Below are 18065 nucleotides of genomic sequence, written 5' to 3'. Positions count from 1 at the left end.
CTGGGACAGAGGAGAGGGTCAATGAGTGAGCGCGTCGTAAACGCGAAGCTGTCAACACTCGAGGCTTCAGGACTGAGTCTCGCCGGACTGGCGCCTACTATGGCGCTCGCTCTCGGAACCTCGTTTGCAGCCTCGGAAGCGGGGCCCGCGGTTCCCTTCGCCTATCTAGTGGCGATGTTCGGCTCGTTTTCGCTGGCCTACGTAATCGTCCGCTTCGCCCGCCGCTACGACGTGGCCAGTGGTGTCGCGTTCACCTACGCCGGTCGTTCGCTTGGACGCCTGGCGGGTTTCGTCGCGGGCTGGGTGTACGTGACAGCCTGGCTCTCTTCGACAGCCGTCGTGTTGGGGGTCGCCTCGGTCTCGGCCAGTGCGCTGTTGCAGCGCCACAGCATCAATGTGAGCTGGTTCTGGATTTTCCTAGTCCTCTTGATCCTCTCGGGTTTCGCAGTTCATAGGCCGGCGGCTGCCCATGCTTGCTGGACTTGGTTGATTTCCTGGGTTGTGGGGGTTCGGGCCTGTTCGGGTTGAAATTGGGTGGCGATGATCACTCGTCGTAGCTTGGCGAGCATGTCCTGGAATGATGGGGTGGTCTTGGAGACATACCAGGGGGCGCGGGCGCGATGCTCTGTGACGATGTCGGGGTGATGTCCGTAGAGCGCGTACCAGATGATCGTGAGGTCCATCGCCAAGAACTGGAATGGGACGGTCCGTTGCACGGCTTTCTCGGTCCGGTTGCGGGCATCACCGACGCCGAACAGTTCTTTGCCGTCCTGGAAGGCGACTTCGATCGGCCAGCGGTCTGCGTAGCGTTCGACGATCTGCGCGGCGGTGGCGTGAAGGTCGGTGGTGATCAGCGCGATCTGGTAGCCGCACGGCTTGGTGTCGTCTTTGACGAGGATCACACGGACCGGGGTTTCGGCGCCGAGCGGCTCCCACAGGCAGTTGATCTCAGCCAGCTCGAGCGTCTCGGTTTTGCTGTAGCGCCTGACGGTCGTCTTTACCCATTCGGTGGCGGGGTCGGCTGCGATCTGTTGAACGCTTTCAAGCTGTTTGCCCCATTTGCGTGGCCGGCCGCGTTTGCCGGTGCGCGGCGGCGCAGGGGCGTAGATCACCGCGTTGCTACGCAGCCTCGATGTGATCGTCACCCGCTTGGGTGCAGCACGCCACGCCTGGCTGATGTAGGCGCTGTCACCGACCACGTTGATCTGGCGATCCGGCAGCCGTTTGGCGAGCAGGCAGACCATCGCCCTGGCCAGCTTGACCTTCCCGGGCCGCTCAGGATCGGGCTTGTGCTGCTTGACGAACTGTTCGCGCCGCGGCTGCCAGAGCCGGAACAGGACCGGCAAACATACGGTGCGCTGCAGGAACGGCAGCTTGACACAGATCCCGGCCACGATCCAGTTGTTCCCCCACGCGACCGAGCCTGAGCGGCTGTTGGCGGTCGCGTCGTGATGCCAGAAGGTGCCGTGGATCCGGCGTCCCCTGCGTTTCAGGAGCGTGTCGTCGACCGCGACCAGCACGCTCGCACCCGGTTCTGTGAAGCGCTCAACGATCAGGCAGGCGAGCCGTAACCCGAGCTCGTCCACGGACCAGCGGGCATTGGCGAAGAACCGGTGGCAACGCGCGTGATGCCACACCCCCGACAGCCTTGAGCCTGTCAGCATCCCGGTCACGCACCGCAGAGAGGTCTGCGAGACCTGACCGACCAACACCCCCCGGAACGTCTCAAACGTGGGACGGGTGAAACACGACTCAAACAGGACAAGCAGCTCGTTCAGCGAAGATGGGACGCAGAGCATCGGCGGCAGCCTCCAAGAGAAGCCGCGCAGCGTGCCTCCCCTTGGCCGCGACGGACGGGTTATGTTGACAGCAACCGCTTTCGCGCAAGCCGCCGATGCTCCTTCCCCGACACCGCGCCAACAGGCCACACCAGCCCGCCACGGCCCCGCCCACCACCACCACCTGCTACGCCGCTATGCCGCTACAGGCCCAAAAGTGCGAAACCCGAGTGATCCTGGCCACGACGGTTAACTTCGTCGGGGTGAAACCATCAGTTCGGCTGAGGGCGTCACGTTAACTGTGTAAGCGTGGTTTCTTCAGGTTAACAGTTACTCTCGTCGTGTCAATGGGTGGTGGTCAGCTTGCGTCCGGGATCCGGTCACCGAAGTGGATCTTGAGCGCTAGCAGCGCGGCTGTCCAGTTCCGGCAGCGGGTCCATTGCGGGACGGCGTTCTGGAGGCAGAGGTAGACGAGCTTGCGGGCTGAGTCCTCGTTGGGGAAGCTGCCCTTGGTTTTGATGGCTTTGCGTAGCTGCCGGTTGAGCGCCTCGATCGCGTTGGTGGTGTAGATGATCCGGCGGACCTCGGCGGGGAAGGCGAGGAACGGTGTGATGTGCTCCCAGGCGGCGGTCCACTGCCGGGTGATGATCGGGAAGCGCGCTCCCCACTTCTCATCGAAGGCCTCCAGTGCGGCCCATGCCTGCTCGGCGTTGATCGCGGTGTAGATCGGTTTGAGGTCGCGGGCGACTTGCTCACGGTCGCGTCTGGGCACGTATTTGAGACTTGAGCGGATCATGTGCACGATGCATGTCTGGACCGTGGTCTTCGGGAAGATCGCCTCGATCGCCTCAGGGAACCCTGTGAGCCCGTCGACACAGCAGATCAGGATGTCGCGCACACCACGGGTCTTCAGGTCGTTGAGCGCCTGCATCCAGAACTTCGCGCCCTCCGTCTCCTGAAACCACATGCCGAGCACGTCCCGGTCGCCGTCCAGGGTGATCCCGAGCGCTATGTAGAGCGCTTTGTGCCCGACGCTGCCACCATCACGGATCTTGAGCACCATGCAGTCCAAAAACACGACGGGGTAGATCGTCTCAAGCGGCCGTTTGGCCCACTCACGCACGTCGTCTGCGACCTGGTCGGTCACGCGGCTTATCAGCTCACGGCTCACACCCGTGCCGTAGAGCTCTTGCATGTAGCCCTCGATGTCACGGGTCGACAGGCCACGGCTGTAGAGCGCGAGGATCTTCTGATCGATCCCGGCAAGGCGCCGCTGACGCTTCTTGACGATCTGCGGCTCAAACGTGCCTGCCCGGTCCCTGGGCGCGTCGATCACGATCTTGCCGTGATCGCTCACGAGCGTCTTTACGCTCGTCCCGTTGCGCTGGTTGGCCGCGCCGCCAGCGGGCTCCTGGTGGGGCTCATAGCCGACATGGCAGGTCAGCTCCGCGTTCATCGCACGCTCCACCAGCCGTTTAGTCAGCCGGCCAAGAACCCCGCCTGACCCAAGGATCTCCTCCTCGGTCCTGGCGCCAGCCAGCAGCTCGTCGATCACCTCGTCGGAGATCAAGGACTCCTCAACGCCCCCAACCGCGCAACGGACCCGCCGACGCGCGATCGCGCGCTCGACCGCCTCCTCGAGCCCCGGCACCGGCCGCGCCGCGCCTGGGTTGGGCGGCTCGTCGCTTCGCTCCTCCCCGCCCAACCCAGGCGCGGGAGACATCACCCCGAACGGGGGCTGGGCCAACAACACATCACTGCTCATGGTCTTCGTCGTGGTAGGCATGCGATCTCCTTCGCTGATGCCTACACAGTTCCTGTGACGATCCCGTTCGGCTGCTCGTCGTGCTCGAGCTGGTTTCGATGGCGACGTTGGGAGGTTTGATGGTCTACGTTCTGGCCAAGGGCGGGGCGAACGGACTGTCCTGGAAGCCCTTTGATCCCTCGCTCTCGCCTAAGGGCCTGTCAGGGATCGGGTACGGGATGATCTATGGGTTTGCGGGTTTCGCCGGCTTCGAGGCTGCGGCGGCCCTAGGACGTGATAGCCGTGACCCGGCGCGCGTGATACCACGTGCGATCGTTTTCTCGCTCATCGGCGCGGCGCTGTTCTTCATCCTTTGTACCTATGCGCTCTCTGTCGGGTACGGCGTGACCCACTCCTCAAGATGGGCGGCGGACGCGGCGCCGCTTGACACCATCGTTGGCCTATACGCAGGCTCGGCTTGGGCTCAGATAGTCGACGCCATGGTCGTAGTCAGTGCCTTCTCGTCCGGCCTTGGCCTCATGTCCTTGACTTCACGGATCCTGTTCGAGATCGGAAGCCACAAGCAGGCGCCGGGCGTGTTTGCGCGTCGGCATGCACGGTTTGGGACGCCGTTTATAGGGATCGTGTTTGCCTCTCTCGTTGCGTTGGTGCTAGCAGGGGCGGTCGGCGAGGGGACCAACGTCACCACCATGATCGGTGTCCTAGCTGGCGCCAACACGCTAGGCCTGATTCTCATCTACGGGCTGCTTGCCATCGGGATCCTCGTGGACCGCCGCGAGCGAGCCTGGGCCGTGACCCGCTCAGGATTGGTGAGGATGGCGTCAGCGGTCGTCCCAGTCATCGCGCTGGTGCTGCTCGGCTACGCGTTCTACGCCTCGTTGTTCCCTCGTCCGCCATTTCCGTTCAGCCTTGAGCCCTATCTGGTCGGCGCCGTTTTGCTGCTAGTGCTCTTGGGCGCTTGGGCGCTAAAGCGGCGAGGCAGCGGGTTGGATTTCGTGAGCGCTGCCACGGAGAGCAAAGAGCAATCGCTGACGGATGTAGTGCCTGCGGGCGATGCCACCCTGTAGCACGGAGCAAGGCGCCGCCGACGTTGTCGTAGTGGGCTGCGGTGCGGCCGGATTCACGGCCGCGCTCGCCGCTCACGAGCGCGGCGCATCAGTCATGATGCTCGAGAAAGCAGAGCAAGTCGGCGGGACTACGCGCAAAGCAGGCGTCTGGATCTGGATCCCAAACAACCCGCTCCTGCGGGACAGTGGCCTCAGTGATCCGAAGCCTGCCGCGTTGAGGTATATGGCACGCCTCGCGCGTCCGCACGTATACGACGCCGAGTCCACTCATCTCGGCCTGCCTTCGGACGAGTTTCGGCTGATCGAGACGTTCTACGACGAGGCCTGCGACGCCATGGAGCTTCTTGTTCGGATGCGAGCACTGCAGCCGCATCACCGGCCGGACATCCCTGACTACTACGCAGAGCTTGCCGAAGACGAGACGCCCTACGGGCGCGTGGTAATGCCCCGGCCACGCTCAAGCCCGACCGGCGGAACCGGGTTTGAGTTTGTCGAGGACCTCGAGCGCGCGGTCCGGTCGCGCGGCATTGCTGTCCGCACCGGATGCCGGGCCGTGCGTCTGGTCATGGAAAATGGGCGCGCCGTAGGTGTGGTCGCGGACGAGCGCGGTCAGGAGCGGATCTTCCGAGCCCGCGGTGGCGTGGTGTTCGCGAGCGGCGGCTTCACTCATAACCGCGAGTTAATGCTACGGAGCTTTGCGGCCCCATTGCTGCATGGCGCGGCCGCGCCGTCGAACGAGGGGGACTTCGTATCAATCGCCGGCGCCGTCGGCGCCCGCTTGGCCAACATGGGGTGCGCTTGGATGGCGCCGATACAACTTGAGCAGGCTCTGACGCCCGAGCAAGCGCGCACCAACGCGAGTATCACTGAGGTACACGGGGACAGCGCGATCATTGTTAACCGTGAAGGACGCCGAGTCGTGAACGAGAAGGCGATGTACAACGACCTAACGCAGGCCTTCTTCGAATGGGACGGAGCATACGGCGGCTACCCGAATGCGCGCCTCTTCCTGATCTACGACCACGCGACGGCGCGATTCTACGGGGACAATTCTTCGGGCAACCCCATCCTCCCAGTTGACGTCGAGGCGCGTCACATCCTCAAGGCGCCGACACTAACGAAGCTCGCCGCCGCGTTGGATGAGCGGCTTATGGCGCTCGGAGTGGCGTCCGGTGGCATACGGTTGGCAGAGGGGTTCGGGGCCGAGCTCGAGCGGACAGTCGAACGCTTCAACAGTTACGCACGCACCGGCTCCGATCCGGAGTTCCATCGCGGCGAGAAGGCAATCGAGCGGTTCTTCAGCGGGCCGGCCCGCCCCGGGAATGATCGCCACCCGACGATGTATCCGTTCGAGTCGACTGGCCCCTACTACGCGATGATCCTAGCTCCAGGGACGCTCGACACGAAGGGCGGGCCGGTAATTGACTGCGCGGCACGGGTCATCAGCAGTGACGGCGATCCGATACCGGGACTTTACGCCGCCGGCAACTGCGTTGCCTCGCCTTCCGGCCAAGCCTACTGGGCCGGGGGAGCCACCGTGGGATTAGCGATCACGTTTGGCCGTATTGCCGGGCTGGGGGCTGCTGCTGCCGCCGCCGGCGCCTCACTCGGCGGGACTTTCTGAGCGAAAACGTGTACCCGGCGGGTCGGTGTCGCCTACGCCCGGCGCGGCGCTCATGTTGCCGTTTCGTGCTTCTGGGGCCACGTTCGCCGCGCTACCGAGCACCGGGCGTGACTCATCCTTCGGGCAGCGCAAATACGCGCACGGGGGACCCGTTCGCACCAATCACTTTCATCGGAGCTATGACGATCCGAGTGCGTGGTGGAAGCTCACCGAGGTTGGTGAGGTTCTCCAGAATCAGCCGGCCGGCGCCGAGCCACAGGTGATGCAGTGGGAACGTAGTGGAGTCGACGGGGTCGGCCGACGGGCCATCGAAGCCGATCGCGGACACGCCAAGATCGATCAGGAACTGAGACGCATGCTCGTCAGGGAAGCTCCACCCGGTCCAATAGGCTTCGGTGCCGTAGCGCCGCGCGTTGTCTGAGTGCAAGAGGACGACATCCCCGTCCATCACTGCGCTGGCTAGTGGCTCAAGCTCTGCTCGCGAGATCGCTCCTGGGGAGCGGTGAGAAACGTCGATCGTGACCGCCTCGGTCACGAGCCGGTCGAGCGGAATCGCGTCCAGGCTGTTCCCCCCGGCGACCAGGTGCGAGGGGGCGTCGATGTGTGTTCCGGTGTGATTGACGAAGCGCCACTCGGAAATCGCGTAGCCGTCGCTCTCGACCTGGGCGAGGTCACGGAAGCTCGGTGACGCCAACCCGGGGTAGACGGGCATCTCGTTTCCGTAGGCATGGGTCAGGTCGACGACATTCATCAGCTCTCCTCTTATGTTGAACGGCATGACATCGCAAGCAGCTTCCTCGAACCTGGTTTGCGGTTCCCCACGGCAGACTGAACTGCACGCCCCGTCGTGGTCGTGGCCGACTACAGCGCGGATCCAATGGCTCGTCCGTTCAGGCGGCCAAACTAAGTAGGAGCGGCAAATCTTGCCAGAAATCCTGAGTGCCTTCGCGGCTCCTGGCACCGGTCGTCGGCGCCCGCGCGCGCGAGTTCTCAGGGCGCGAACCTCCAAGCTCAGGCGAACGGAATATTCAAAGTTACTTCGAGCGCGCCCGCGGGCCTCCGAACATCGAGACGGTGGTCTCGGGAGTGCTTGCGCGATCGCCAGCGTGGTTCGATTCGCCCTCGGCTTAAGATCGACCAAGCTGTGGCCCTCTACGAGTTTCTAACGAGCCAATCATGATCCGCCCGCGGGTGAGCGGCCTCCCCACCCGCACTTGAGGGCCCCGGTGTGGGAGGGGGCCACGCTCTCCCGCAGCTCAACCAAAAGTGGGCTTTCCGGGCGGGTGCAGCCGTGGCCACCGTACACCAGCGACAGCGGCTGATGTTGGCTTGGTCGGCAATCTCTCCCGATTCCTTCCAATTTGGTGCTGTCCCTCTCTCATCGGCAACGACACGCAGAGCCGAAGGCCAAGAATCCTCAGCGCTCGTCTTGCGTCCAGACGCTCGGTATGCGAGCATAGCGGAAGATCGGGCAGCAGCCCGGGTACGGGTCGCAGGGAAGAGAGGCGACCGCGCTATTTGGAGGGGCCAAGCGCCCCTGAAAGGAGGAGTGCTAATGGAGGATCGACAGGGTCAAGCGCACGACTGGACGGTGTGCCGTAGCCGAACGGCTGGAGGCGCAGGAGCGAGAGTCGCGGCACTGGCAGGCGTGGCTCTAGCGACAATGGCTTTCGGGGCTACCGCTGCCCACGCGAAGGCAGCGCATTACAGCGTAACTATTGCTGGCCACAAGATTACGACCAACGCTCGGCTGGCGGCGAGCGTGCCAAAAAAGGTTCGGGCCGTCGGCCTCGAAGACATCACCTACAACAATGCGCCTCCGGATGAGCAGGTCATAAACGGCGTCAATGTCGGCTGGGAGATCGACTTGGGCCGCGCTGTCGCCGCGGAGTTGGGCTTGAAGTGGAAGCTGACGACGTCCGCTAACTTCGAGGAGTTCGTTCCCGGCTTGCAGAACGGACGGTACAACACGTCGTTTACCTCCTTCATCCAGACGCCGGCGAGGTTGAAGCAGATCGACATCATCACCTACTACAACGTCGGCACTGGCTTTGCGGTCAAGAAGGGCAGCTCGATCAAGATCAGGAAGCCGGCTGATCTCTGCGGCCACACGGTCGCCGTGATTGAGGGTTCCGCCTTCATTCAGCAGATTGAGTCGATCAATTGCAAGCGGTTCGGCAAGCCGGCCGTGAAAGTCCAGTCGTTCCCCTCTGACTCAGCGGCGGAGCTGGCTGTGAGCAGCGGCCGGGTACAGGTCTACTCCTCATCCGAAGATCAGTTGTCGTACCTGATTCAGAAGACTGCGCACCAGTTCGTGCTACAGCCCCTGAACTTCGATCCGGTCCCCGAGGGTGCCGGCGTGACCAAGGGACTTGGCCTCAGCAAGCCGATTGCGAACGCGATGAACGCGCTGATCCGGTCCGGCGCGTACAAGGCGATCATGAAGAAGTGGTCGATCACGTACGGCTTGGTCAAGCACGCGACCATCTACCGCTAGAACACAAAGCCCAAGGAGCTAGGGAAACCCTCAGTCGTGGGCTAGAAGCCATCGACGATGGACGACTCCGCTTCTAACTCGCAGGCCTTGGTGCCGACGCTCGACGGTCACGTCGAGCGTCGGCCCAAGAACACGCCCGCAGGCGTGCTCTTGATGGTGCTGAAATGGATGGCACGCGCTGTGGTTCTGGTGGTCATGGTTGACGTGGTGCGGATCCTTGTCACCTCCAAGACGATCGAGTGGGGGACCGTCGCTCATTACCTGACCTTCGGCGCAATTCTCGCAGGAGCCCTGACCACACTCGAACTCACAGTTGCAGGCATGGCAATCGGCATTGGCATCGGGGTAGTCCTGGCGCTCATGCGGCTTTCTCCGAGTACGGTCATGAATGCCGCGGCATCGGCGTATCTGTGGTTCTTTCGTGGGACGCCGCTACTCGTCCAGATCATCTTTCTCTACAACCTCGCATCATTCATCCAGCGGATCACGGTTGGCATTCCGTTTGGAGGGCCGACGTTCTTTTCGTGGAACACCAACTCGCTGATAACGGTCACGAGTGCGGCGGTCCTGGCGTTGGGACTCAACCAGGGCGCCTACATGTGTGAGATCGTGCGGGCCGGGATCCTGTCAGTGGACGAAGGTCAAATGGAGGCTTCACTTGCGCTGGGCATGACCCGCAGGCGTGCGATGCGGCGCATCATCCTACCCCAGGCGATGCCGGTGGTAATCCCTCCAACCGGGAACAATGCCATTGCACTGTTGAAGGACTCCAGCCTGGTCAGCGTCATCTCGATGAAGGAGTTGCTCTACCAAGCCCAACTCATCTACTCCGCGCAGTTCAACACGATTCCCCTCCTAGTGGTGGTCTGTATCTGGTACCTGGCGATGACCACCGTAGCTTCAGTCGGGCAGTACTATTTGGAGCGCCACTTTGATCGCGGGTCGACGCGCACGCCGCCGCCACGCTTCAGGACGCGGTTCGGGCGCAATCTGACCTCAATCCTTCGCCCGGGGGCAAGGATGGGCTCCGCAAGCGATGTAGCGGCTGCTGCGCAAGCCGGTCAACGCTCGGGATTAGGCTCGTGAGCGCGCACTCCGCGACCGAACAGCCACTGCTTCGCCTCTGCGGCATCCATAAGCGCTTTGGCGACAACCACGTACTGCGCGGCGTCGACCTGGAGCTCGCAGCGCGCGAGGTGGTCTGTCTTATCGGCCCCTCGGGCTCAGGCAAGACGACCCTGCTGCGCTGCGTCAACCACCTGGAGGTGCCCACCGAAGGGCGCGCGATCCTGCAGGGAGAGCTGCTCGGGCAGTACACCCGCCGCGGTCGGCTCGTCCCACTCCCACCGCGCGAGCTTGCCGCACAGCGAGCTGCCATCGGCATGGTCTTCCAGCACTTCAACCTGTTCGATCACAAGACGGCGCTGGAGAACGTGACCGAAGCACCGATCCAGGTAGCGGGTATGTCGAAGCACGAAGCACGCGCCATCGCGGGCAGACTCCTAGAGAGCGTTGGCCTAGCCGAAAAGGCACACGCCTACCCCCGCCAGTTGTCTGGCGGCCAGAAGCAGCGCGTGGCAATTGCCAGGGCGCTGGCGATGTCGCCGAAACTCATGCTGTTTGACGAACCCACCTCGGCACTTGATCCAGAGATCGTTGGGGAAGTCCTGGACGTAATGCGCAAACTCGCCCATGAGGGGATGACAATGCTGGTGGCCACACATGAGATGACGTTTGCGCGGGACGTAGCCGACCGAGTGGTGTTCATGGATGGCGGCGTGATCGTCGAGCAGGGCCCGCCCAGCCAAGTCCTTACGGCCCCGAGTCACGAGCGAACCAAGCGTTTTCTCGCGCGTCTCCTGTGAGGCCGTCTCGTTGGGTCTCCGATCTTCAGCCCACTATCGCCTTCTCAATCAAACTATCGGCCATAAGGAGCCTTGATGACATTCCGGGGTAGTTATACGGTGACGATCACGCCGTTCACCGACGACGGCGCCGCCATCGATCTGGAAGCCCACCGTCGTTTCCTGGATTGGCAGCTCGCCTCCGGTGTGCCAGGACTGATCATCCTTGGTTCGACCGGAGAGTTCCTTGCCGTATCGGATGCCGAGCGCACCGAGTTCGTGAAGGCAACCGTGGAGCACGTTGGAGGCCGCGTCCCGGTGCTGGTCGGAACTATGAACGCGTACACGCCGAATGCGGTCCGGTACAGCCGTGAGGCCGAGGAGCTAGGCGCCGATGGCCTGATGGTGGTGCCACCGTACTATTACACGCCCACGGAGGATGAGATATTCGATTATTACAGGGCGATCTCTGAGGCCGTGACCGTGCCAATCATGCTCTACAACAATCCGGTCACGTGCAACGTCGACATGTCGGCCGCGCTGGTGGCGCGCCTCACGGCCTCACTTGAAAACGTGCGGTACATAAAAGAGGCGAGCCTTGACGTAGCCCGTGTCTACGACGTGATCGAGGCGACGGACGGGGTGATGCAGGTCTTCGCGGGTGAGCGCATCGTCCAATCGTTTCTGCTCGGCGCCGTCGGCTACGTAAACCCGTTCGGAAACTACGCTCCACGGGCGTCATCGGTGATCTGGGACCTGCTCACCGCCGGCAGAGTCGAAGAGGCCCAGCAGATCCAGCGCAAGCTCGACGAAGTCAACGCGATCATCGCTGCAGGCCATCCTACCTATGGGCATCAGTGCTACTCAAAGGCGCTGGCTGCTCTGGTCGGATACCCAGTTGGAGATGTGCGTCCGCCGCTTACGAAGTTCACGAGCCTTGGTGGGGAGGGAGAGGAGCGTGTGCAGAGGATCCGGCCTCTCCTGGAGCAGCTCGATGAGCTCGCTGACCGATTCGCACCGCGAGCTGCGGTTACGCGATGAGTGCTGATTGCGGGCGAGCCGAGCGAAATGGCTCACGTGGGCTGAGCGATCTCACCAACAGGACGGTGCTGGTCACCGGTGCGTCGAAGGGTATCGGTGCGGAGATCGCGTCCGCCCTGGGAAACGCAGGTGCCGCGGTGATCGCCGCATACAACGCAGACCATGAAGGTGCCCACAACGCCACGAGCGCGATTCCAGAGAACCGTCGACATCTCGTGTCGCTCGACTTGGCGCGTGCAGGTGCCGGACGAGAGCTGTGGCGACTGGCTTGCGACTGGCGAGGTTCAATCGATGTAATCGTCTGTAACGCGGCCGTGATGCTGGACTCTCCACTGGATTCTACAGACGCGGAGTGGGATGAGGCTTGGGAGCGAACGCTTGCCGTCAATGTCATCGAAACGGCAAACCTCATGCGCGCTGCCGCACGAGCGTTTGTCGCACGCGGTGGCGGGGTTCTGATCGTGCTATCCAGCTGGGCGGCACAGCGCGGCTCAGGCAATCCCGATCTGCTTGCCTATGCTGCGTCAAAAGCAGCCGTCAAGTCGCTGGCGCAGACACTGGCACGCGCTCACGCGAAGGATGGGTTGTTGGTATACGTGATTGCCCCAGGGATCGTACGCACACAGATGTCCGAGGTCTCTGCGCAACGCTTGGGTGGCGAAGCGGCGGTCACCGCGACACTTGCTATGGGCGACTGGGTCCCTCCTCACGAGATAGGCGAATTGGTGGCGTTTCTGGCGGCAGGAAGGATGCGGCACCTCAGCGGCGCCACACTGGACGTCAACGGTGCAAGTTACATCCGCTGACGCGACGCGCGAGCGGGCCGAGGCGCGCTCCGGACAGTGTGAGGTACTGGTAGTCGGCGCTGGCATAACAGGCACTGCCACTGCCTGGCATCTCGCCCGAGCCGGGATCGACGTCATGGTAGTCGAGCGCGGAGAGATCGGCGCGGCCGGGTCCGGCGCCAACGCGGGTAGTCTGCATGCACAGCTTCAGCACGCACCGTTTGTGGAGCGCGGCGTCAGCTGGGCACGGGCGTATGCTCCCGCGACCCGCTTTCTGCTCGAGTCGATCAGGTTGTGGCGAGGGCTCAGTGATGAGCTCGGAACGGATCTTGAGGTTTCGCTGACCGGAGGGATCCTGGTTGCTGACGACGACGATCAGATGCATGCGATCGAGCAAAAGGTGGCTATCGAGCACGAACAAGGTATTGATTCGAGTTTGCTTTCAGCGACCGACCTGCGTGAGCTGGCGCCGTACCTTGCTCCTGGGATGGTGGGAGGCGAGTTTTGCGCTAATGAAGGCAAGGCCAACCCACTTCTGGCGACGGCTGGGCTGGCCAAGGCAGCAATGGCAAACGGTGCACGGATTCTCACTCGCACGGACTTGCGCGCGCTCGACGGAACCGACGGGGGATTCACGGCGCTCACCTCAGCGGGCGAGATTCGTTGCAAGAAACTGATCAGCTGCGGAGGCACCGAGGCCAGTGTCGTGCTCGCGCTGGCTAATGCCCGCTGTGCGCCCGTTGGCGGCGAACCCATCCAGGCATCGGTCACTGAGGCTGTGGCCCCACTGATCGGCCACCTGATCTACTACGCAGGTCAGCCGCTGACTCTCAAGCAGGCACGTGCCGGCTCGATTCTGATCGGCGGTGGGTGGCCAGCGAGCGTGCGCGCCGGGCACCCACAGGTCAGCGGCGACTCGCTGCTTGGCAACCTCGCGGTCGCCCAGCGCGTTGTGCCGGAGATCGCGAACGCTCGCCTGATCCGTACGTGGGCAGCTTATGTAAACGCAACATCCACCTGGCTGCCGCTGATCGGGGAGCTCCCCGGTGCCCCAGGGTTGTTCATTGGTTCCTTCCCCTACATGGGATTCACGGCGGGTCCCCTGCTTGGCCGTGTACTCGCACAACTTGTGCGGGGCCAAGTACCCGAGACAGACCTTTCCGCCTTCACACCCTGACTTAGCGAACCACCGCGCCGATCTCGACGGGCCTCATTGGCGGTGAGGGCGAGTACCCCGACATCTCGCCGGGCTCCTCACCGAGGCTCCGTGCCACCATTGCGCCAATCACCGGACCGCAGTAGCGCCCCTGGCAAGGTCCCATTCCCGCGCGTGTCTCACGTTTGACGGTCCCAGCGTGTCCCGCTCCGTCTGCCAGTGACCGCGAGACAGCCTGCCGTGTGACGCCCTCGCAGCGGCAGATTGCTGTATCTGGCTCGGCTAGCTGGTCAGTGAGAATTGGCGCATGGTAGACCTTGGCGAGCCCCTCCTGAAAACGCTTCTGTCGGGCTACGGCTCGCTCGGCCTTGGACTGGAGCGAGTCACCGGAGGGCTTCACGCCGAGCTTTCGGAGCACGTCAAGCGCAGCCAGCTCACCCTGCGCCTGGGCATGCCACGCCCCGCGGATGCCGGCACCGTCGCCAACCACCCAGACACCGTCCACAGATGTCGCGCCGCACGCGTCTACGACCGTCTGGAGGTGCCCGAAGCCGGCGGCGAACTGGTGGCGACAGCCAAGCGAGCGCGCCGCCTCCGTGGATGGAATGAAGCCGAAGCCCAGACAGATGGCGTCCACCTCGAAATGACGTAGCTTGCTCAGGTCGGGGCGCCCGCTCGAATCGACACCTGCCACCTGGGCGCTATGTACGTGACCACCACCATCCGCCCGAACGATCGTGGCCCCGTAGATCACGGGCACGCGCGCGCGCGCGAGGACGCCACGATAGTGCAGCCCAGCGCGCACCAGGCTTGGAGCTGCTCGCGCCATAGCAATGAGTGCGCGACCGCGGGCAGGTAACGGTGCGCCAGCCAGCTCCACGACAGCCGCAACGCTGGCGCCGCCGCGCGTGAGTTCAGCTGCCACCTGCATGTTCAGCGGCCCGTTGCCGGAGACCAGCACGCGTTTACCAGGCGCCACGCCGTAGCTTCGCCAGAGCGTCTGCGCGGCTCCGGTGGTCATCACGCCGGGGAGGGTCCAGCCCGGGAAGGGAACGCCCCGCTCATAGGCACCGGGCGCTAGCACCAGCGCCCGGCACGAGTATCGCTGGCGACCGCGTGGCGAAACCGCATCGATTGCATCGAGCCCAAAAGCTCCCCAGACACAGGTCTCGCTGTGAACCTCGACTCCGGCATCTATCACGCGACGAATCAGGGCGCGGCCAGCAGCAAATTGGCGGTCCGACGGAACTCTGGGGTCAACGCCAGCCGGCTGCTTGAAGTACTGCCCACCGAGCTTTGTACGCTCATCGAGTAGGACGACACGCAGCCCGGCCTCAGCAGCCAGGGCGGCCGCTGCGAGCCCGGCGGGCCCGCCGCCAACGACAAGCAGATCACAGCTTTGCGTCTCGTCACCCCTGTCGCTGGCGCCACCCATGCAAGCATTTGGCGGCGAGCTAACCTCACCTCCACGGGTCGGCTGCGGTTCCATCGGTGGCGTCCGATCCAGTTGCACCAAGGCTGGCGACCGGTTCACGCGCATTCCTGGCCTTGCAACCGTCATGCAGGCCCGCTGCCCGGGTCTACCATCGACCGTAACAAGGCACTCTTGGCAGATACCCATGCCGCAGAACACCCCCCTGGGGTCGCCGAGGCGGCTCTGGCGCAGCACCCGCTCGCCTGCCGCGATGAGCGCCGCGGCGATCGTCGCGCCCGGTGCCACCGGGATTGCCCTCCCGTCGAAGTCAAAACTCGGTCGATCTGCCCCGTTCACGTTCGCGTTCATGGTGTACGTATAGCGCGCAAGCGCACGGCTTGCGCGCACGGTGCCACGCTTGGTCCCAAGCTGGACTCTGCACGGGAACGGGATGAGCGCCTCCCGCTCTGGACAAAACCCAGCTCGATGTGGCAGAGTTCGCATACCGGGCGACCGACCGCATTCCGAGCACCAACGAAGAGGACCATGAGCATTTCTTCCCACACCGAGTCCCGAAGCGACATCGACCGCCGTCACGTGATGCACCCGTTCAGTGTGTTGCAGCGCCACGAGCAGAGCGGGCCACGCCGGATGATCGTGCGGGGATCCGGTTCGCGGGTATACGACGAGGACGGCCGCGCCTACATCGACGCGATGGCCGGACTCTGGTGCGTAAACATCGGCTACGGCCGAAGCGAGATCGCGGATGCGCTCCACGAGCAGACCTTGCGTCTGCCGTACTACCACTCATTCTCATCGATGGCGACGGACACGCCTGCGCTGCTTGCTGAGCGCCTGATCGAGCTGATTCCAGGGCACATGTCGAAGGTGCTCTACGGGACCAGTGGCTCGGATGCCAACGACACCCAGATCAAGCTCGTGCGCCTCTTCAACAACCTCCTCGGCCGCCCAGCCAAGAAGAAGATCATCGCGCGAGACCGCGGCTATCACGGCGTCTCGATCGCGTCAGGCAGCCTGACAGGGTTTCAAGCGATGCATTCTGGCTTTGACCTGCCGATGCCCGGAATCATTCATACCACGTCTCCATACCGCCTAAGGGAGGCTGGAGTGGACGAGAGCGACGCGGATTTTGTGGCTCGACTCGCAGCCGACCTCGACGCGCTCATTGTTGCCGAGGGTCCAGAGACGGTGGCGGCGTTCATCGCCGAACCGGTTCAGGCGGCCGGGGGGGTGATCGTCCCACCCGAGGGCTATTTCCCAGCTATCCAGGAAGTTCTCAGGCGCCACGACGTTCTGCTTATCGTAGATGAGGTCGTTTGCGGGTTCGGGCGGCTTGGGACCTGGTTCGGCAGCGAGTTTGTGGGCGCCGAGCCGGACCTGGTGACCGTCGCTAAGGGCATCACGTCAGCCTATTTCCCCCTATCCGCGTGTGTGGTCTCAGAGCGGGTCTGGCGAGTGCTGGCTGACGAAAGCGGTGAGCGGGCCTTCGGACACGGCTACACCTACACCTCCCACCCACTGGCTGCCGCCTGTGCCCTCGCCAATCTTGCTTTGATTGAGCGTGACGACCTGGTGAGCCAGGCTGGAGAGCGCGGAAAATATCTGAACTCCCAGCTTCGCGCAGCCTTCCAGGACCACCCAATGGTCGGCGAAGTACGTGGGCATGGGTTGATAGCAGCCGTAGAATTCACCGCGGGCGCCGGCCCGACAAAGCTGTTCGATCCGATCGGCAAGGTGGCTGCTCGGGTAGACGCCGAGTGCTTGGAACGCGGAGTTATCACGCGGGCGCTGCCCGACTCCGACACGATCTCGTTCTCTCCGCCGTTTGTGATAACAGAGACGGAGATCGATGAGATCGTCGCCGTCGCACGGGAAGCAGCCGACGTCGTCGCCGCGGACATACTTTGAGCTCATGGTCAAGGCTGGCGCGGCGCGTCCACGGCTGGGGATCATCGTCAACCCGCTTGCGGGGATCGGTGGGCCGGCCGCGCTGAAGGGCAGCGACGGCGCAGCTACCGTTGCCGAGGCCCGTGCCCGTGGTGCCAGGCCGGAGGCGCCGCTCCGAGCGGAACGAACACTGCAGGCACTGGCGGCACGCGTCGGACCTGCTGAGTTGCTCGCGGCACCCGGCGCAATGGGTGCCGATCTTGCGCGCCGGGTTGGCTTCTCGGTAAAAGCCACCAGCAGGTCCGCCCCATCCGAGACTTCGGCACTCGACACTCGAGTCGCCGCCACTGCCATGCGTGACGCAGACGTCGGATTGCTCCTGTTTGCTGGTGGAGATGGGACCGCACGGGACATCCACGATGCAATCGGGGACCAGCTTCCCCTGCTGGGAATACCGGCCGGCGTCAAGATGCATTCAGGCGTCTTTGCTCACAGCCCGGAGGCCGCAGCGCGAGCGGCGGAAGCGGCTTTGCGAAACGGTCCCAGCCTACCCTTGCGCGGCGCCGACATCGCGGATGTGGATGAGCAGGCGGCTCGCGACGGACGGGTCGCCAGCATCCTCTACGGGAGCGTGCGCGTGCCTGATCTTCCGCGACTGGTGCTACCGACGAAGGCTGGCTCACCGGCGCAACCCGGGGCTGAGCTTCAAGCACTCTGCAGAGAGATTGCTGACACGCTCGAGCCCTCCTGCCTTTACCTGTTCGGACCGGGCAGCACGACAGCGATGGTGCTTGCTGCACTCGGCGCGCGCGGCACGCTGTTGGGCGTTGACGCGGTACTGGACGGGCAGGTCGTCGGCAAAGACCTCACCGAGTCCCAGACGCTCGCACTGCTCGATACTCACTTGGACTCAAGACTCGTGGTGGGACTGGTTGGAGGGCAAGGAATGCTGTTCGGTCGCGGCAACCGGCAGCTCACGGCGGCTGTGCTGTCCCGCGTAGGGGCTGACAGGATCACGGTTCTGAGTGCGGCGGACAAGCTGCTCGCACTGACTCCCCCGACGCTATGGGTAGACACCGGCGACCCAGTGCTTGACAAGCATCTAAGTGGCTACATCCGAGTGCGTGTTGGACCACGGCAGCAGATCATCATGACCGTTTCGAGCTAGCGACGACTGGAGCAACGT

The 18065-nt window shown here is 63.7% G+C and carries 15 protein-coding genes and 1 pseudogene; 11 read left to right on the top strand and 5 right to left on the bottom strand.

Annotated features, from left to right (window positions below; genetic code table 11):
- Positions 1-21 precede the first annotated feature (21 nt).
- Positions 22-528, top strand: coding sequence for a hypothetical protein (locus M3M54_RS07865; protein WP_249021612.1), 507 nt, complete (start codon positions 22-24; stop codon positions 526-528).
- Here M3M54_RS07865 and M3M54_RS07860 read toward each other — a convergent pair.
- A complete protein-coding gene (locus M3M54_RS07860; protein ID WP_249021611.1) occupies positions 450-1799 on the bottom strand; it encodes a transposase in 1350 nt (449 codons plus the stop codon). The two genes, M3M54_RS07865 and M3M54_RS07860, sit on opposite strands and share 79 nt — an antisense overlap.
- A gap of 337 nt (positions 1800-2136) precedes the next feature.
- Positions 2137-3564, bottom strand: a complete 1428-nt coding sequence (locus M3M54_RS07855; RefSeq protein ID WP_249019252.1) for an IS256 family transposase — start codon at positions 3562-3564, stop codon at positions 2137-2139.
- A 59-nt stretch (positions 3565-3623) separates the two neighbouring features.
- Here M3M54_RS07855 and M3M54_RS07850 point away from each other — a divergent pair, with 59 nt between their 5' ends.
- Complete coding sequence (locus M3M54_RS07850; RefSeq protein WP_249021610.1) at positions 3624-4610, top strand: APC family permease; 987 nt, start codon at positions 3624-3626, stop codon at positions 4608-4610.
- Between the two features lie 31 nt (positions 4611-4641).
- The gene (locus M3M54_RS07845; protein WP_249021609.1) at positions 4642-6234 is read left to right on the top strand and encodes an FAD-dependent oxidoreductase; all 1593 of its coding nucleotides are present in this window, start codon (positions 4642-4644) and stop codon (positions 6232-6234) included.
- Between the two features lie 112 nt (positions 6235-6346).
- On the opposite strand, the gene M3M54_RS07840 is transcribed toward M3M54_RS07845, so the two are convergent.
- Positions 6347-6985 carry a cyclase family protein gene (locus tag M3M54_RS07840; protein ID WP_249021608.1) on the bottom strand — a complete coding sequence of 213 codons (639 nt, stop codon included), beginning with the start codon at positions 6983-6985 and terminating at the stop codon, positions 6347-6349.
- A gap of 804 nt (positions 6986-7789) precedes the next feature.
- On the opposite strand from M3M54_RS07840, the gene M3M54_RS07835 reads away from it, so the two are divergent.
- The 6 genes from M3M54_RS07835 (at position 7790) to M3M54_RS07810 (ending at position 13578) form a co-directional block, all read left to right on the top strand.
- Complete coding sequence (locus M3M54_RS07835; RefSeq protein WP_249021607.1) at positions 7790-8731, top strand: transporter substrate-binding domain-containing protein; 942 nt, start codon at positions 7790-7792, stop codon at positions 8729-8731.
- Between the two features lie 57 nt (positions 8732-8788).
- Positions 8789-9817, top strand: coding sequence for an amino acid ABC transporter permease (locus tag M3M54_RS07830; protein WP_249021606.1), 1029 nt, complete (start codon positions 8789-8791; stop codon positions 9815-9817).
- A gap of 26 nt (positions 9818-9843) precedes the next feature.
- A complete protein-coding gene (locus M3M54_RS07825) occupies positions 9844-10596 on the top strand; it encodes an amino acid ABC transporter ATP-binding protein (RefSeq protein WP_249021758.1) in 753 nt (250 codons plus the stop codon).
- Positions 10597-10671: 75 nt separating this feature from the next.
- Positions 10672-11616, top strand: coding sequence for a dihydrodipicolinate synthase family protein (locus tag M3M54_RS07820; RefSeq protein WP_249021605.1), 945 nt, complete (start codon positions 10672-10674; stop codon positions 11614-11616).
- Complete coding sequence (locus M3M54_RS07815; RefSeq protein WP_249021604.1) at positions 11613-12422, top strand: SDR family NAD(P)-dependent oxidoreductase; 810 nt, start codon at positions 11613-11615, stop codon at positions 12420-12422. Before M3M54_RS07820 ends, M3M54_RS07815 begins: the two co-directional genes overlap by 4 nt.
- The gene (locus M3M54_RS07810) at positions 12403-13578 is read left to right on the top strand and encodes an FAD-binding oxidoreductase (RefSeq protein WP_249021603.1); all 1176 of its coding nucleotides are present in this window, start codon (positions 12403-12405) and stop codon (positions 13576-13578) included. Before M3M54_RS07815 ends, M3M54_RS07810 begins: the two co-directional genes overlap by 20 nt.
- A gap of 1 nt (position 13579) precedes the next feature.
- On the opposite strand, the gene M3M54_RS07805 is transcribed toward M3M54_RS07810, so the two are convergent.
- The gene (locus M3M54_RS07805) at positions 13580-14992 is read right to left on the bottom strand and encodes an NAD(P)/FAD-dependent oxidoreductase (protein WP_249021757.1); all 1413 of its coding nucleotides are present in this window, start codon (positions 14990-14992) and stop codon (positions 13580-13582) included.
- 102 nt (positions 14993-15094) lie between these two features.
- Positions 15095-15340, bottom strand: a pseudogene (locus tag M3M54_RS16925) ((2Fe-2S)-binding protein); the annotation flags it as partial.
- A 177-nt stretch (positions 15341-15517) separates the two neighbouring features.
- On the opposite strand from M3M54_RS16925, the gene M3M54_RS07795 reads away from it, so the two are divergent.
- Together M3M54_RS07795 and M3M54_RS07790 are read left to right on the top strand one after the other, a co-directional pair.
- Positions 15518-16900 (top strand): aminotransferase, encoded by a 1383-nt coding sequence (locus tag M3M54_RS07795; RefSeq protein WP_249021602.1) that lies wholly within the window; start codon positions 15518-15520, stop codon positions 16898-16900.
- A gap of 4 nt (positions 16901-16904) precedes the next feature.
- A complete protein-coding gene (locus M3M54_RS07790; protein ID WP_249021601.1) occupies positions 16905-18047 on the top strand; it encodes an ATP-NAD kinase family protein in 1143 nt (380 codons plus the stop codon).
- Positions 18048-18065: the final 18 nt, after the last annotated feature.

The organism is Conexibacter sp. S30A1 (assembly GCF_023330665.1).
Lineage (GTDB): Bacteria > Actinomycetota > Thermoleophilia > Solirubrobacterales > Solirubrobacteraceae > Palsa-465.
This window is presented reverse-complemented; position numbering and strand designations above follow the sequence as displayed.

Bases quoted from the DNA above. Each gene is read 5' to 3' on its own strand.
- M3M54_RS07860 (WP_249021611.1), bottom strand. From the start codon at position 1,799: ATGCTCTGCGTCCCATCTTCGCTGAACGAGCTGCTTGTCCTGTTTGAG.
- M3M54_RS07815 (WP_249021604.1), top strand. From the start codon at position 11,613: ATGAGTGCTGATTGCGGGCGAGCCGAGCGAAATGGCTCACGTGGGCTG.
- M3M54_RS07840 (WP_249021608.1), bottom strand. From the start codon at position 6,985: ATGAATGTCGTCGACCTGACCCATGCCTACGGAAACGAGATGCCCGTC.
- M3M54_RS07805 (WP_249021757.1), bottom strand. From the start codon at position 14,992: ATGGGTGGCGCCAGCGACAGGGGTGACGAGACGCAAAGCTGTGATCTG.
- M3M54_RS07865 (WP_249021612.1), top strand. From the start codon at position 22: ATGAGTGAGCGCGTCGTAAACGCGAAGCTGTCAACACTCGAGGCTTCA.
- M3M54_RS07855 (WP_249019252.1), bottom strand. From the start codon at position 3,564: ATGCCTACCACGACGAAGACCATGAGCAGTGATGTGTTGTTGGCCCAG.
- M3M54_RS07820 (WP_249021605.1), top strand. From the start codon at position 10,672: ATGACATTCCGGGGTAGTTATACGGTGACGATCACGCCGTTCACCGAC.
- M3M54_RS07835 (WP_249021607.1), top strand. From the start codon at position 7,790: ATGGAGGATCGACAGGGTCAAGCGCACGACTGGACGGTGTGCCGTAGC.
- M3M54_RS07830 (WP_249021606.1), top strand. From the start codon at position 8,789: ATGGACGACTCCGCTTCTAACTCGCAGGCCTTGGTGCCGACGCTCGAC.
- M3M54_RS07795 (WP_249021602.1), top strand. From the start codon at position 15,518: ATGAGCATTTCTTCCCACACCGAGTCCCGAAGCGACATCGACCGCCGT.
- M3M54_RS07790 (WP_249021601.1), top strand. From the start codon at position 16,905: ATGGTCAAGGCTGGCGCGGCGCGTCCACGGCTGGGGATCATCGTCAAC.